The sequence below is a fragment of the Pseudomonas sp. RT4P38 genome (assembly GCF_054897765.1).
Window position 1 is genome coordinate 5,062,744 of sequence record NZ_CM142703.1, and the last position, 15,849, is coordinate 5,078,592.

15 protein-coding genes are annotated in these 15,849 nt (G+C 59.9%); 10 read left to right on the forward strand and 5 right to left on the reverse strand.

All coding sequences use genetic code 11. The features are described from left to right. The first annotated feature begins 123 nt into the window (after window positions 1–123). Window positions 124–672, forward strand: coding sequence for an RNA polymerase factor sigma-70 (locus tag ACYZT7_RS23405; protein ID WP_462038409.1), 549 nt, complete (start codon window positions 124–126; stop codon window positions 670–672). 135 nt (window positions 673–807) lie between these two features. On the opposite strand, the gene ACYZT7_RS23410 is transcribed toward ACYZT7_RS23405, so the two are convergent. From ACYZT7_RS23410 to ACYZT7_RS23420, 3 genes are all read right to left on the reverse strand, one after another. Next, on the reverse strand, window positions 808–1,821 hold the full coding sequence (locus tag ACYZT7_RS23410; RefSeq protein ID WP_462038410.1) for a GNAT family N-acetyltransferase: 1,014 nt from the start codon (window positions 1,819–1,821) through the stop codon (window positions 808–810). Between the two features lie 100 nt (window positions 1,822–1,921). Continuing rightward, window positions 1,922–2,716 (reverse strand): substrate-binding periplasmic protein, encoded by a 795-nt coding sequence (locus ACYZT7_RS23415; protein ID WP_462038411.1) that lies wholly within the window; start codon window positions 2,714–2,716, stop codon window positions 1,922–1,924. A 91-nt stretch (window positions 2,717–2,807) separates the two neighbouring features. After that, the gene (locus tag ACYZT7_RS23420) at window positions 2,808–3,434 is read right to left on the reverse strand and encodes a TetR/AcrR family transcriptional regulator (RefSeq protein WP_449644160.1); all 627 of its coding nucleotides are present in this window, start codon (window positions 3,432–3,434) and stop codon (window positions 2,808–2,810) included. Between the two features lie 178 nt (window positions 3,435–3,612). On the opposite strand from ACYZT7_RS23420, the gene ACYZT7_RS23425 reads away from it, so the two are divergent. From ACYZT7_RS23425 to ppnP, 8 genes are all read left to right on the forward strand, one after another. Next, a complete protein-coding gene (locus ACYZT7_RS23425; protein ID WP_462038412.1) occupies window positions 3,613–5,415 on the forward strand; it encodes an acyclic terpene utilization AtuA family protein in 1,803 nt (600 codons plus the stop codon). Between the two features lie 12 nt (window positions 5,416–5,427). After that, a complete protein-coding gene (locus tag ACYZT7_RS23430) occupies window positions 5,428–6,297 on the forward strand; it encodes an SDR family oxidoreductase (protein WP_462038413.1) in 870 nt (289 codons plus the stop codon). 3 nt (window positions 6,298–6,300) lie between these two features. Continuing rightward, a complete protein-coding gene (atuC, locus tag ACYZT7_RS23435; RefSeq protein WP_462038414.1) occupies window positions 6,301–7,917 on the forward strand; it encodes a geranyl-CoA carboxylase subunit beta in 1,617 nt (538 codons plus the stop codon). 23 nt (window positions 7,918–7,940) lie between these two features. After that, window positions 7,941–9,098 carry a citronellyl-CoA dehydrogenase gene (gene atuD, locus ACYZT7_RS23440; RefSeq protein ID WP_462038415.1) on the forward strand — a complete coding sequence of 386 codons (1,158 nt, stop codon included), beginning with the start codon at window positions 7,941–7,943 and terminating at the stop codon, window positions 9,096–9,098. Next, on the forward strand, window positions 9,095–9,892 hold the full coding sequence (locus ACYZT7_RS23445; protein WP_462038416.1) for an enoyl-CoA hydratase/isomerase family protein: 798 nt from the start codon (window positions 9,095–9,097) through the stop codon (window positions 9,890–9,892). Before atuD ends, ACYZT7_RS23445 begins: the two co-directional genes overlap by 4 nt. 123 nt (window positions 9,893–10,015) lie before the next feature. Next, window positions 10,016–11,977, forward strand: coding sequence for an acetyl/propionyl/methylcrotonyl-CoA carboxylase subunit alpha (locus ACYZT7_RS23450; RefSeq protein ID WP_462038417.1), 1,962 nt, complete (start codon window positions 10,016–10,018; stop codon window positions 11,975–11,977). A 71-nt stretch (window positions 11,978–12,048) separates the two neighbouring features. Beyond that, on the forward strand, window positions 12,049–12,591 hold the full coding sequence (locus ACYZT7_RS23455) for a 3'-5' exonuclease (protein ID WP_462038418.1): 543 nt from the start codon (window positions 12,049–12,051) through the stop codon (window positions 12,589–12,591). A gap of 69 nt (window positions 12,592–12,660) precedes the next feature. Then, entirely contained in the window at window positions 12,661–12,945 is a 285-nt protein-coding gene (gene ppnP / locus ACYZT7_RS23460) for a pyrimidine/purine nucleoside phosphorylase (RefSeq protein WP_054614024.1), read from the forward strand. An 85-nt stretch (window positions 12,946–13,030) separates the two neighbouring features. On the opposite strand, the gene ACYZT7_RS23465 is transcribed toward ppnP, so the two are convergent. Both ACYZT7_RS23465 and ACYZT7_RS23470 read right to left on the reverse strand, forming a co-directional pair. Further along, the gene (locus ACYZT7_RS23465; protein ID WP_462038419.1) at window positions 13,031–13,837 is read right to left on the reverse strand and encodes an MOSC domain-containing protein; all 807 of its coding nucleotides are present in this window, start codon (window positions 13,835–13,837) and stop codon (window positions 13,031–13,033) included. Between the two features lie 91 nt (window positions 13,838–13,928). Beyond that, window positions 13,929–14,864, reverse strand: coding sequence for a chemotaxis protein CheV (locus ACYZT7_RS23470; protein ID WP_462035859.1), 936 nt, complete (start codon window positions 14,862–14,864; stop codon window positions 13,929–13,931). A gap of 462 nt (window positions 14,865–15,326) precedes the next feature. On the opposite strand from ACYZT7_RS23470, the gene ACYZT7_RS23475 reads away from it, so the two are divergent. Next, window positions 15,327–15,797, forward strand: coding sequence for a hypothetical protein (locus ACYZT7_RS23475; RefSeq protein ID WP_449644151.1), 471 nt, complete (start codon window positions 15,327–15,329; stop codon window positions 15,795–15,797). Window positions 15,798–15,849: the final 52 nt, after the last annotated feature.

Sequence of the window (15,849 nt, forward strand, 5' to 3'; positions counted from 1 at the left end):
GAGCATTAGTTCTCTTTCTCATTTGACAATCATTATCATTAAGAATAATTTGTCGCTCGATGTGTTGGACAGCTCAGCCCCCGCGGGCCGTCCCACGAACCTATTGGCAGCAAGGTGATTTCCATGACGGAACAAGTGTCCACAGGCAGGTGCGATTCACCGCTACTTCAGGCATTCGTCGACAATCGACTGATTCTGGTCAAGATTGCAGCCCGCATTACCGGTTGCCGGTCGCGTGCTGAAGACGTGGTGCAGGATGCGTTCTTCCGGCTGCAATCAGCGCCGCAGATCACGTCTTCGTTCAAGGCTCAGCTCAGTTACCTGTTCCAGATCGTGCGCAACCTGGCGATCGATCACTACCGCAAACAGGCACTGGAGCAGAAGTATTCGGGCCCTGAAGAGGAAGGCCTGAACGTGGTGATTCAAGGCGCTTCGCCGGAAACCTCGCACATCAACTTCTCGACCCTGGAAAACATCGCCGATGCGCTGACCGAACTGCCCAGCCGCACCCGCTACGCCTTCGAGATGTATCGGCTGCACGGCGTGCCACAAAAGGACATCGCCAAGGAGCTTGGCGTCTCGCCGACCCTGGTGAACTTCATGATTCGCGATGCGCTGGTGCATTGCCGCAAGGTGTCGGGCAGTCGTGTGGATACCTTTGCTCGTCGCTAAAAGCTTCGCGGGCAAGCCTCGCTCCTACAGAATTTGCGGTTGGATCATTAATTGTGATTCCACGAAAACCCTGTAGGAGCGAGGCTTGCCCGCGAAGACTGACTCAAGACCGCAACGGATCTTGAGCCTTACATCTCACGCCAACGCGCACCGATCAAAAAACCGCTCACGCCCCAGCACCATCAACGCCGCGCGCTTGTGCGGGAAGTCGAACGCTTTTTCGCAGTGGAAACCCTGGTTCTGCATATGCCCGATCATCTTCGCGTTATCGGCGCGAGGCTCGGCGACCACCCGCTGAGTGCGTGGATCGTCGAGAAACAGGTAATGCGTCAACGCCGACAACCAGCTCGCCACCTTGTGCGGGCCACGGTGATTTTCTTCACCCACCAGCATGTGAATACCACGGTCGTAATCGCCGGTGTCATAGAACGGCGCGATGCGATCTTCCTTGGCCCAATAGGCTTCAAAGTAGGCGAACGGCTGATCATCGAAACAACCGATAAGCGTCAGGGTGTGGGGATCGGCTTCAAGTTTGTTCAGGTACTCGCGATGCTGGTCGAGACTGCCCTCCTCCTGCCAGAAACTCGCCACTCGCGAACTGTTCTGCCAACGATTGAAACGCGCCAGGTCCAGGTCGATGTCCACTGTGCGCAGGGAAATCCAGGCACCGAGGCGCGCATCAAAACGCCGATAGACTTCACCACGCGGTTTAACCGGGCGCAGCGGATGACGCTTGCCGTCACTGATGACCATTTGCTGCGGATAGCTCGATGTCTGTGACACGCCCAGCCAAGGCTGAGGCAACTGCCAGAACAGTGTTCGCTTACAGCGATACTGGCCGACGATGTCGGTAGGGATCAGCAACCCGCTGAGCAATGCTTCGGTGGGAGCTTCTTCTAGATGCCAGGTCTGGCGCTGGCAGGCCGGGTCACGGGCAAACAGCCAATAACAGGCCGCCCAGACGGCCCGATTGTCGGCGTGGTCGAATTGCTCTTCTACTTGCACTTGCAGCGCGGGCTCGCGAGTCAGGCGCAACTGAATCAGCGGCTGCCCTTCAAGGCTGAGACACAGGCGGCTTTCGGTTTCATCGGCTACAAGACGGCTTCCTGTCGGCAAGGCCAGGGCCGTCAGGTCATTCAGATTGGACATGGGTGGGGCTCACGTAAATCGTCGACAGTTCAACGATGTGACGTGAGCCAGTGCGGGAAATTTAAGAGAAGTCGGCAAATACGCGACCTGTGGCGCGATTTCAGTTACCCGGGACCGGCACCACGGCGATCTTGTAGGGATCGAAAATCTTCAGCAACTGGCCATTGTCCCGCAACCCTTGCAACAACTTGCCGAACGCCTGGCCGCTGATGGGTGCGGCCGGACGGAGGATGGCGTAGTGGTGATAAACCTGATCGATACGCTGGGACACCAGCAATTGATCAGCGACTTCCTTGTTGCGCAGCAGGTAATCGCTCAGGTACGAGCGTGTCACCAAGGCAAGGTCGGCACGCCCGCGCAGCACCATCAGCAGGTTACTGTCATGGGAATACGTCAGCGTGGCGTTGTAGTTCTGCGCGAGGAATTTTGGATTGGCATTGAAGTTGGCGAATTCGTAGTGATAGCCGCTGAACAGCGCCAGACGCTTGCCGGTGAGATCGGCAAAGTAACTCTCCCGACGATCAGGTTCGCGCTGCGCGACAAAAATCTCGGCGTCTTCCAGACCCATGTCGACGGTGGTGTGAGGAATGTCATTCCAGCCCCAATCCGGGTTCTCGAAAATCGCCATGTCCACCCGACCTTGTTTGAAATCACCGAAACGCCGGGGAATGGAAGTGGGCACCAGCACGAACTGGTAATCGGTTTGCAAGGCATTGAGCGCCTCGACCAGCTGCGGCAGCAAACCGGTGTCAGCACCCGATTCCGGGCGCACGGTATAGGGGGGGAAATGTGCGGCACCGACCCGCACCAGCTGTGCGGCCTGGGACGGAACCATGCATAACGCCGCAAGCGTCGCCAGCAAAAGCCGCGAAGCCGTCCGAATTGGCGAAGACATCAAAACAACCTACTCCCCGAGAAAATACGCATCAATCCATTCAAGCTAGGCGGTTTCGGCCACTTAGCCAGTTTCCTTCTGACTTGGAAAGCTATTGTTTCTCTTCCAGCACCAGAATCAACGCCTCGTCGGCCAATTGATCGAGGCTCATGCTGCCGCCGGCGCGAAACCAGGTGGTGGTCCAGGACAACGCACCCGTCAGAAAGCGGCGGGTGATGAACACGTCCCCGCGAATAAAACCGGCGTCCTTGGCCTCGCCCAGCACCTGTAGCCAGAGGTCTTCATAAATGTCACGCAGCGCCAGCACTTGCGCCTGCCCGTCTTCGGACAGCGAACGCCATTCATAGACCAACACCGCCATGGCCTCGCCGCTGCCACCCATGATCGACTGCAATTCACAACGAATCAGCGCCAGCACTCGCTCGCGCACACTGCCGGCTTCTGCCAGGGCTGCACGCATTAACGCGGTGTTGTAGCGAATGGTTTCCTCCATCACCGCCCGCAGGATCTCGTCCTTGCTTTTGAAGTGATGAAAAATACTGCCCGACTGAATGCCCACGGCGCCGGCCAGATCGCGCACGGTGGTGCGTTCAAAACCTTTGTTGCGGAACAGGTGAGCCGCCACTTGCAGCAATTTGCCGCGGGCGCTGTCCGGGTCGGTCAATTGGCCGTTGTCGACCAATTCGCGCATCACCCTCAGGGCTTTTTGCTCGTCCACCCGTTCTCTCCTACAGTCGATCAATCAAATACGCTAATCACCGCTAAAACAGCGGGGTTGCGCGGGCAATTTAAGCTGGCCGGGGCGCCCAAGCAAGCGCTCGGGAAGAAGATATTTAAGGCGTTTACAAACCAAGCGCTTGCTTGGTAGTCTCGATGCACTTCTGTCGGAGGTGGCTATGGAGTTGACTGGGCCTAAAACAATTCGCATCGGGTGCGCCAGCGCCTTCTGGGGCGATACCTCGACCGCCGCCGCGCAATTGGTGGAAGGTGGGCGCCTGGACTATCTGGTCTTCGATTATCTGGCCGAGATTACGATGTCGATCATGGCCGGTGCGCGGATGAAAGATCCTCAGGCTGGTTACGCCAGCGACTTCATCGAAGTCCTCAGCCCGCTGCTGGGTCAACTCGCCGAACAGAAAATCCGCGTCATCAGTAACGCCGGCGGAGTCAATCCACAGGCCTGCGCCGCCGCCCTGACCGCTGCGTGCGACAAGGCCGGGGTGGCGTTGAAAATCGCCGTGCTGCTGGGCGATGACCTGCAGCCGCAGTTCAAACAGCTGAGCAGCAGCGGTATCCATGAAATGTTCAGCGGCGCGCCCTTGCCGCCGATGTGTGTCTCGACCAACACCTACCTCGGCGCACCGGGCATCGTCGAAGCCCTGCGTCTGGGCGCCGACATCGTCATCACCGGCCGCGTGGTCGACAGCGCCGTGGTCAGCGCCGCGCTGGTGCATGAGTTCGGCTGGTCCTGGCACGACTACGACAAACTCGCCCAGGCTGCATTGGCCGGCCACATCATCGAATGTGGCGCCCAGTGCACCGGCGGCAACTTCACCGATTGGCGCGAGGTGCCCGACTACGAACACATCGGCTTCCCCATCGTCGAAGTCAGCGCCGACAGCCAGTTCATCGTCAGCAAACCCGAAGGCTCCGGCGGACTGGTTACACCGCTGACGGTCGGCGAGCAGATGCTGTATGAAATCGGCGACCCGCAGGCGTATCTGCTGCCGGACGTGGTCTGCGATTTCACTGAAGTCAAACTCGTGCAACAAGGCAAGAATGCGGTCCAGGTGCACGGCGCAAAAGGCTTGCCGCCGACCGATCAGTACAAGGTCAGCGCGACTTACCCGGACGGTTTTCGCTGCACCGCCAGCTGCCTGATCGCGGGGATCGATGCAGTCGACAAGGCGCGTCGAGTCAGCGAAGCCATCATCAACAAGACGTCGGAAATCTTCAGCCAGCGTGGCTGGCCACCCTACAGCGAAGTGAACATCGAACTGCTCGGCAGCGAAGCCACTTACGGCCCCCACGGTCAGCGCCATGACAGCCGCGAAGTGGTGATCAAACTTGCGGTGCGCCATCCGGGTAAACAGGCGTTGATTGTGTTCTCCCGGGAAATCGCCCAGGCCGCCACCGGCATGGCGCCGGGACTGACCGGGATTGTCGGTGGACGGCCGACGGTGTATCCGCTGATCCGGCTGTTCTCGTTCCTTATCGACAAAACCGCCTGCACGCTGGAAATTGATCTCAAGGGCCAGCGCCACCCCTGCGCCCTGCCCGCCGTTGATGTGCTCGACACCGCCGACTTGCCCGTGGCGTGCGCTCCACCGAAACCCTCAGACCGGGCCGATGCCAGCGTGGCCCTGGTCAAACTCGCGGTGGCGCGCTCCGGTGACAAGGGCAATCACAGCAACATCGGCGTCATGGCCCGCAAGCCGGAATACCTGCCGTGGATTGCCGAGGCCTTGACGCCAGAAGTGATCGTCGACTGGATGAGTCATGTCCTCGACCCGATCCACGGACGTGTCGAACGCTGGTACCTGCCGGGCACCCACAGCCTTAATTTTCTGCTGGAGAACGCCCTTGGAGGTGGTGGTGTGGCCAGCCTGCGGATCGATCCGCAAGGCAAAGCCTTCGCCCAGCAACTGCTGGAAATCCAGATACCGGTGCCTCAGCGCATCGCCGACCAAGTCAACTAGAGGACTGTCGCCATGGCTTACGATTCGATTTTCAAAGCCGATTTGTTTGCAGGCCAAAACATCATCGTCACCGGTGGCGGCAGCGGTATCGGCCGTTGTACCGCTCACGAACTGGCGGCCCTCGGCGCCCATGTGCTGCTGCTCGGGCGCACGGCAGACAAGCTGAAAAACGTCGCCGCCGAGATTGCCGAGGATGGCGGCAAGGCTGATTGGATGGTCTGCGATATTCGTGAAGAAGAAGCGGTCAAGCATGTGGTCAGCGAGTTGATCCGCAAGCACGGACCGATTCACGGTCTGGTCAACAATGCCGGCGGGCAGTACCCGTCGCCGCTGGCGTCGATCAATCAAAAAGGCTTCGATACGGTGTTGCGCACCAACCTGATGGGCGGCTTCCTGATGGCCCGGGAAGTGTTCAACCAGTCCATGAGCACGCACGGCGGCGCCATCGTCAACATGCTCGCCGACATGTGGGGCGGCATGCCCGGCATGGGCCACTCGGGCGCGGCGCGTTCAGGCATGGACAACCTCACCAAGACCGCCGCGTTCGAATGGGGTTATGCCGGGGTGCGGGTCAACGCCGTGGCGCCGGGCTGGATCGCGTCCAGTGGCATGGACACCTACGAAGGCGCGTTCAAAGCGGTGATCCCGACCTTGCGCGAGCACGTTCCACTGAAACGCATCGGTACCGAATCGGAAGTCAGCGCGGCGATCGTTTTCCTGCTCAGCCCGGCCGCGGCGTTTGTCAGTGGCAGCACCTTGCGCATCGACGGTGCCGCCAGCCTGGGTGGACGCGCCTGGCCGATACACAAGGCGCAGATCAGCGAGTCGTATAACGGTTTCCACCGCGCCTACTTACCAGACGTGCTCAAGGACAAGGAATAAGTCATGCCGGTGATTCAGTCGCAAGTGGACCCGTTCAGCGAACAGTTCGCCCGCAATCGCGCGGCGATGCTGGTAGGCATCGAGCACGTTCGCCAGCTCGAACAGAACCTGCTGAACAAGGCGGCCGAAGCCAAACCCCGGTTCGACAAGCGCGGCCAATTGTTGCCCCGTGAACGCCTCAATCTGCTGCTGGACCCCGGCGCCCCGTTCCTCGAACTGGCCAGCCTCGCCGGATACAAACTGCATGACGACAAGGATGGCAGCTCGGCAGGCGGTGGATTGATCGCCGGGATCGGTTACGTGTCCGGCGTGCGGCTGGTGGTGGTGGCAAACAACAGTGCGATCAAGGGCGGGACCATTTCCCCCAGCGGTTTGAAAAAATCCCTGCGCCTGCAACAGATCGCCATGGAGAACAAACTGCCGGTCATTACCCTGGCCGAAAGCGGTGGCGCCAACCTCAATTACGCGGCGGAGATTTTCGTCGAAGGCGCCCGCAGCTTTGCCAATCAGGCGCGGATGTCGGCCATGGGCCTGCCGCAAATCACGGTGGTCCACGGCTCGGCCACGGCGGGCGGCGCCTATCAGCCAGGGTTGTCAGATTACGTGGTGGTGGTGCGTGGCAAGGCCAAGCTGTTTCTGGCCGGCCCGCCGCTGCTCAAGGCGGCCACCGGCGAAGTCGCCACCGATGAAGCACTGGGCGGCGCCGAGATGCATGCGCAAATCGCCGGCACCGCTGAATACCTGGCCGAAAACGATGCCGATGGCGTGCGCCAGGTGCGCGAGATTGTCAGCCTGTTGCCGTGGAATGCCCGGCTCCCTTTAGCGCCTGCGCGGCACTGGGAAGAACCGCTCTACCCCATCGAAGAAGTGCTCGGACTGATTCCTGACGACACGAAAAAACCTTACGACGTGCGCGAGATCATCGCGCGGATTGCCGACGGCTCGAACTTTCTCGAATTCAAGGGCGAGTTCGATCAGCAAACTGTCTGCGGCCATTTGCAGATTCAAGGCCGCGCCTGCGGGTTCATCGGTAACAACGGGCCGATCACCCCCAAGGGTGCGAGCAAGGCGGCGCAGTTCATTCAGCTCTGTGACCAGAGCCAGACGCCGCTGCTGTTTTTCCACAACACCACCGGGTTCATGGTTGGCACCGAGTCGGAGCAGCAAGGCGTGATCAAACACGGCGCGAAGATGATTCAAGCGGTGGCCAACGCCCGTGTGCCTAAACTGACCATCGTCGTCGGCGGTTCCTACGGCGCCGGCAACTATGCGATGTGTGGCCGCGGCCTCGACCCGCGCTTCATCTTCGCCTGGCCCAACAGCCGCACGGCGGTGATGGGCGGCGCCCAGGCCGGTAAAGTGCTGCGGATCGTCACCGAGGCCAAACAGGCCAAGGACGGCCTGGTGCCCGACCCGAAAATGCTCGACATGCTGGAACACGTCACCGCGCAGAAGCTCGACAGCCAGTCCACCGCGCTCTATGGCAGCGCCAGTTTGTGGGACGACGGGTTGATTGATCCTCGGGATACCCGGACCTTGCTCGGGTACTTGCTGGACATCTGTCATGAGGCTGAAGTGCGGCCGCTGCAATCCAACAGTTTTGGTGTAGCCCGCCTCTAAGGACGATAAGGAGAACAATAAAAATGATCTTCACCCAGGAACACGACGCACTGCGCCGCACCGTCCGCCAATTCGTCGATCACGAGATCAATCCTCACGTCGAGGAATGGGAAAAGGCCGGGCGCTTTCCAATCCACGAGATCTTCCGCAAGGCCGGCGACCTCGGCCTGCTGGGGATATCCAAGCCGGAAAAGTTTGGCGGCATGGGGCTGGACTACAGCTATTCGATCGTCGCGGCTGAAGAGTTCGGCACCATCCACTGCGGCGGCATTCCGATGTCCATCGGCGTGCAGACCGACATGTGCACCCCGGCGTTGGCGCGTTTCGGCTCCGATGAATTGCGGGAAGAATTCCTGCGACCGGCGATCACTGGCGAGCAGGTCGGCTGCATCGGTGTTTCCGAAGTCGGCGCCGGTTCCGACGTGGCCGGTTTGAAAACCACCGCCCGCAAGGACGGCGACGACTATGTAATCAACGGCAGCAAGATGTGGATCACCAACTCACCGAGCGCCGATTTCATTTGTCTGCTGGCCAACACCTCGGACGACAAACCGCACATCAACAAGTCGCTGATCATGGTGGCGATGAACACGCCGGGCATCAGCCTCAGCTCGCACCTGGACAAGCTCGGCATGCGCAGCTCGGAAACCGCCCAGGTGTTTTTCGACAACGTGCGCGTGCCGCAACGCAACCGCATCGGCCATGAAGGCGCGGGGTTCATGATGCAGATGCTGCAGTTCCAGGAGGAACGTCTGTTCGGCGCGGCGAACATGATCAAGGGCCTGGAGTACTGCGTCGACAGCACCATCGAGTACTGCAAGGAGCGAAAAACCTTTGGCAATGCGCTGATCGACAATCAGGTCATCCACTTCCGCCTGGCCGAACTGCAAACCGAAATCGAATGCCTGCGGGCGTTGGTTTATCAGGCCACCGAGCAGTACATCAAAGGCCAGGACGTCACCCGTCTGGCGTCGATGGCCAAACTCAAGGCCGGGCGTCTGGGCCGGGAAGTCAGCGACAGCTGCCTGCAATACTGGGGCGGCATGGGCTTCATGTGGGATAACCCGGTGGCCCGCGCTTACCGTGACGTGCGGCTGGTGTCGATCGGCGGCGGTGCCGACGAAATCATGCTGGGGATCATCTGCAAACTCATGGGCATCCTGCCGGGGAAAAAGAAATGAGCACCTTGCCCGTTTGCCAGACCTTGCTGCTCGAATCGCATAACGGTGTCCTGCACATCACCCTCAACCGCCCCGAAAGCCGCAACGCCATGAGCTTGCAGATGGTCGCCGAACTGCGTGCGGTACTGGCGGCGGTGCGTGACGACCGAGCCATTCGCGCGCTGGTGATCGGTGGTGCGGGCGGGCATTTTTGCGCTGGTGGCGACATCAAGGACATGGCCAACGCACGCGCTCAAGGCCCGAGCGCCTATCGCGACTTGAATCGCGCATTCGGTGCACTGCTGCAGGAGGTGCAACATGCACCACAAGTGGTGATCACGGTGCTGCAAGGCGCGGTGCTCGGCGGTGGTTTTGGTCTGGCTTGCGTCAGCGACGTCGCCTTGGCCGATCACCTGGCGCAATTCGGTCTGCCGGAAACCAGCCTCGGCCTGCTGCCAGCGCAAATCGCGCCGTTCGTGGTGCAGCGCATAGGCCTGACTCAGACTCGCCGACTGGCGCTGACCGCGGCACGTTTCGATGGCACACACGCACGGCGCATGGGATTGGTGCATTTTGTCGAGCATGACGCGCAAGCGTTGGCCGAGCGTCTCGATGAAATTCTGGCCCATGTGTTGTGCTGCGCGCCGGAGGCCAATGCGACGACCAAAAAGCTGTTGCTCGCGAGTGCCGGACAGCCATCGAATGCGTTGCTGGATGAAGCGGCCGAGTGGTTCAGCGAAGCGGTGACCGGGGCTGAAGGTATTGAGGGGACCATGGCCTTCGTGCAGAAACGCAAACCGGGGTGGGCCTCTTAAAAGCATCGTCGGAACGCCGCCCGGAGCAAGCTCGCTCCCACATTTTAAATGCATTCCCCTGTGGGAGCGAGCTTGCTCGCGATGAGGCCTTCACTGTCACCGCACACTTTGAGAGAAGACCCAATGCCCGGACTCAGAAAAATCCTGATCGCCAACCGTGGTGAAATCGCCTGCCGCCTCCAGCGCACCGCCCAGGCCCTGGGCTATCGCACGGTCGCGGTGTTCAGCGACGCCGATGCCGATGCCCTGCATGTGCAGATGGCCGACGAAGCTGTGAACATCGGCCCGGCCCCGGCACAGCAGTCCTATCTGAGCATTCCGGCAATGCTCGACGCTGCCCGGCGCACCGGTGCCGACGCGATCCATCCCGGCTACGGTTTCCTCTCGGAAAACGCCAAGTTCGCCCTCGCCTGCCGGGATGCCGGCATCACTTTCATCGGCCCCAGCCCCGAGGCCATCGAACTGATGGGCAGCAAGCGACTGTCGAAACTCGCCATGCTCGACGCCGGTGTGCCGTGCATCAAAGGCTATCAGGGCGCCGAACAGGACGACGCCACCCTGAGCCGCGAAGCCGAAATGATTGGCTATCCGCTGATGATCAAGGCCAGTGCCGGCGGTGGCGGGCGCGGCATGCGCCTGGTGCACGAGGCCAATGACTTGCTGGAACAGCTGCGCACCGCCCGCTCCGAAGCGCTGCACGGGTTTGGCAGTGACGAGCTGATTCTTGAGCAGGCGTTGGTTGATCCGCGCCACGTCGAGGTTCAACTGTTCGGCGACCAGCACGGCAACCTGATCTACCTCGGCGAGCGCGATTGTTCGATCCAGCGCCGCCACCAGAAAGTCATCGAGGAAGCGCCCTGCCCGGTGATGACCGCCCACTTGCGTCAGGCCATGGGTGAAGCGGCGCTCAAGGCCGGTCGCGCGGTGAATTACGTCGGCGCTGGCACCGTCGAGTTTCTGCTGGATGCGCGCGGGGAGTTTTACTTTCTGGAGATGAACACCCGACTTCAGGTGGAACACCCGGTGACTGAATTAGTCACCGGCCTCGATCTGGTGGCCTGGCAGCTACGCATCGCCGAAGGCCTGCCGCTGCCGCTGCGTCAGGAACACGTACAACTCAACGGGCATGCCATGGAAGTCCGTTTGTACGCCGAAGATCCGGCGCACGATTTTCTGCCACAAACCGGTCGCATTGCCGCGTGGGAGCCAGCGTTGCAGGGCGATATACGAATCGACCATGGTCTGATCGAAGGCCAGAACGTCAGCCCGTTCTATGACCCGATGCTGGGCAAGATCATTGCCCACGGCGCTACCCGCGAAGAAGCCCGGCGCAAGTTGCTGCGGGCGGTGCAAGACAGCGTGCTGCTCGGCGTGCAAAGCAATCAGCGCTTGCTCGCCAGTCTGCTGGAACATCCGCAGTTCATCAGTGGCGAGTTCAGCACCGGGTTCATCCCGACGTATTTTTCCGACCATGCCTGCCTGCATACCCAAGTACCCGACGCCGAACAACTGGCAATCGCCGCAACGTTGTTCTATCAGGCCTCGGCGCAGGTTCATCCCGCACCACTGGCCGGTTGGCGCAACAACGCCAGCGTGCCGTTGCACTATCGAATCGGCCTTGATGATCAGGATTGGTCAGTGGAATTGAACGCTGTGCCGGGGGAACCGTATCGGATTCAAGTCGCTGAGCAAAACGTTGAATTAACGATCATCCAGTGCGACGGACGCTGGGCCAGCCTGGAAATCAACGGTATCCGGCGGCGCCATGCCTACCGTCTTGAGGCCGGACAACTCTGGCTGTTCACCCTGCCTGGCAGTTTACGGCTGGTGGATCGGACCCAGGCCTTGGTCAGCAGCCAGGTCAGCGTCAGCACCGGCACCCTCAAGGCTCCGATGGACGGGGCGATCGTCGACGTGCTGGTCACTGAGGGCAGTCCGGTCAGCAAAGGCCAGTTGTTGGTCGTGCTGGAGGCCATGAAAATGGAACATCCGCTCAAGTCGGGCATCGACGGCGTGCTCAAACGCTTACAGGTCAGGGTCGGTGATCAGGTGAAAAATCGTCAGATTTTGTTGGAGGTCGAATAAGCCGCTAGGCGGATCCGCTGGCTTTGGCTACGCTCAAGCCCTATCAGGACGCGGATACCAGGAACCCTGCGATGCCTCACTGGCTGGTCATTGATCTCGAAGCCACCACCGATGAAGGTGGTTGGCCAGTAACTGAAATGGAAATTATCGAAATCGGCGCCACCCTGGTGGACCGGAAAGGCCGAGAACTGAATAGCTTTCAGCGCTTCGTGCGCCCGACGCGTCGGCCTCTGCTGACGCCGTTTTGCCGGGAACTGACCCACATCACCCAAGCCAACATCGATGACGCCGAGCCGCTGAGCGAGGTCTGGGCGTCGTTCGAACGCTGGCTCGGCCAGCATCACTCGCGCCTCGAAGGCTGGGCCAGTTGGGGCGATTACGATCGCAAACAGCTGCTTCAGGAATGGCAGAAACTGCAACTCGACAGCGCCCTGAGCCGAGTGCCGCACATGAACCTCAAGCAGCGCTTTGCCAAGGCTCGTCGGCTGGAACGCCCGCTGGGGCTCAATGGCGCTCTGCAACTTGCGGGCATGCAGTTTACCGGGCAGCAACACCGGGCGCTGGAAGACGCGCGCAATACAGCGCGTCTGTTACCACTGGTTCTCCCCGTCTAGAGAGGTGACGGCGCCAAGGGCCTTGTGCATACTGGCCAGCCCTTTTTAGCCCTTTTCGAGGAATCGCCCATGTTTAAAGTCAACGAGTACTTCGACGGCACCGTCAAGTCGATCGCCTTTGGCACCGCTGAAGGTCCTGCGACCATCGGTGTCATGGCACCGGGCGAATACGAATTCGGCACCAGCCAGCGTGAAATCATGCACGTGGTGACCGGCGCCCTGACCGTCAAACTGCCGGACAGCAGCGACTGGGAAACCTTCGCCGCCGGCAGCCAGTTCAACGTGCCCGCCAACAGCAAGTTCCAGCTGAAAGTGGCCGTCGACACCGCTTACCTGTGTGAATACCGCGGCTAAACCCTTGGGTTTTCACAGCGGCAAAAAAATGCTCGCGTCCTTGGACACGGGCATTTTTTGTTAAAGGGCAGTCATTCAGATTGTCTTATTCCAGGACCGTCACCGGCATACCGACTTCAAGTTGGCCATTGCTGTCGTTGACCAGGTTCTGTCCGAACATCGCACCATCGGCCTCGGTACGGTATTTCTGCAACGTGGCCAGCGGTTCGCGATCTTCGCTGCGCTCGCCGGTTTGCGGGTCGATGGTGGTCAAAATGCAGCGTGAGCACGACTTGACCACGCGGAACTCGACATCGCCGATGCGGATGCGCTTCCAGCCATCTTCGGCATACGCCTCGCTACCTTCAATGACCAGATTGGGTCGAAAGCGCAGCATTTCCAGCGCACGCCCGACCTTTTGCGACAAGTCCTCCAGGGATGCCTGTCCGATCAGCAACAGCGGAAAGCCATCGGCGAAGGCCACCTGATCGTCATCCTTGCCGTAGCCGGCCTGGGTGGTCCGCGCGCGATCCAGCGGCACTTGCACCAGACGCGTCGGCTTGCCAATGAACTCACTGACCCACGCACCCGCCTCATCACCGGCATCAGGGACTCGCAAACTGTCTCGAAAGATGGTCACGCCGCGCAGTTCAGCGTCGCTGGCCGGCAAGGCAATATCGATCGCTGAGCGTCCCGGAGCACTGAGGGTCAAGCCACCTTCAGCATTCCACAGCGCCGACAACTGACTCATCTGCCCCACTACGCGCTGGGTCAGGAAACGGCCGCTGGCCTCGTCCACCAGCATCCAGCGTCGATCACCGTCCAGGCCCAGCTTGTCGAGGCTGACCTGCTGCAGGATCTCGCCCTTGCCGGATTTCAACGGATAACGATAAAGCGCGCTCAGACGCAGCATGGCCAGCTCCCTGGTGGGCAAAAAACGCCACCCTATACGAGCTTGATCGCCGAATCAAAGGCTGACTTCAGGCCAGCCTCTGCGTGGGGTGTCAGGCAGGCACTTCATCGAGCATCAGACGCTCGCGCACCACATCGACGAGTTTGTCCGGCTGGAATTTGGAGAGGAAGTTGTCGCAGCCGACTTTCTTGACCATCGAGTCGTTGAAGCTACCGGACAACGAGGTATGCAGCACCACGTAAAGGCCACGCAGACGCGGGTCGTTGCGGATTTCCGTCGTCAGGCGATAGCCGTCCATTTCCGGCATTTCCGCGTCGGTGAAGATCATCAGCAGTTTGTCGGTCATGTTCACACCGGTATCGGCCCAGGCCTTGAGCATGTTCAGTGCCTTCAAGCCATCGCTGGCAATGTGCATCTTCACGCCCAACTGACCCAGGGTGTCACGCAGTTGCGAGAGTGCCACGTTAGAGTCGTCCACCAGCAGCACTTCACGGCCACGGGCACGTTCCAGAACCGGATCGTCGAGTTTGTCGCGCGATACCTTCGCGTTGTACGGGACAATTTCCGCCAGGACTTTTTCGACGTCGATGATTTCCACCAACTGGTCGTCGACCTTGCTGATAGCGGTCAAGTAATGTTGACGACCGGCGCTGGCCGGCGGCGGCAAAATGGCTTCCCAGTTCATGTTGACGATGCGGTCCACGCCGCCGACCAGGAACGCCTGCACCGAACGGTTGTACTCGGTGACGATGATCGTGCTGGTAGGGCTTGGCACCAGCGGACGCATGCCGATCGCCTGGGACAGGTCGATCACCGGCAAGGTCTGGCCGCGCAGGTTGACCACGCCGCAGACAAACGGATGACGCTGGGGCATCAGGGTCAGCTTCGGCAGTTGCAGCACTTCCTGCACTTTGAAAACGTTGATTGCGAACAATTGCCGTCCGGCCAGCCGGAACATGAGAATTTCCAGGCGATTCTCACCCACCAGTTGCGTGCGTTGGTCTACCGTGTCGAGAATGCCGGCCATCAATGACTCCTGGGCTTGTTCTGATGAATTCACTAAAGGGGGTTATCGGCTGTTTTTGCCGGACCTTGACCCCCCTGTAAAATGCCACGATCGAACATTGATGTCACATTAACATCATGCTTTACTGGCCAAGTGACTTCATCTGCTTCATTCCCTCCCGCGAGACCTCGTTTCGTTCGGTTGGTTCCTCTGTGTAAGGGATTCCCCTAGTAGCAATCAGGCCCAACCTGATATTCGCAATATCCAATAGCCATTAATGTGACGCCATTCTCATTGCATGAACGGAGTCAGGCTTTTGTGTGCGATCGCAGGTCAGTGGCCATCCCCCCTATCGAGTTCCCCAGCCTGCAGCCAGACAGGCCGGAGCGCGATATCACGATGGCACGGCAATGCCGCTACTCCGACCGTCCTCGTCGACACACACGACATTCCCTCATTTGACATGACGTTGTGGAGATAAACATGCCGAACGATCGTAAAGAATGGGCTCAGCAGCACGCGGAGTTTCTCGTCGAAGCTGAGACGCTCCTGGACAAAACCGAGGAATGCCTGAGTCATTTGCAACTGATCAGCAATGACATGGACGCCATCGACTGCATGCTTAGCACCCTGCTCAAACTGGCCAAAAAGGCTGATGCGCTCGCTCTGGCAGCGGTTTCTGAGTTTTCGTTGCACATTCATGGCTTGCTGAGCCACGCCCAGAATCATGTGGACTTGCACGAGCAGGCCTTGGGTGCGCTGAAAGACTGCCTGACGTTGATCGCCTGGCAACTCGAGCTTATCGATCAGAACACCGGCCAACTCAGCCTCGATGACAGTGAACAGACCTCTCTGATCGAAGCCTTCGCCTGCCAGGTCGGACACAGTCAGTTTCATCCACCTGCTAATTCCAAACCGTTCGCACTCGTCTCCTTTTCAGGACGGCAAGCCTGAATTTATCGGAGCACTATGCCGCGCTCCGATTTTTATTGCCGTGACTGCCTCT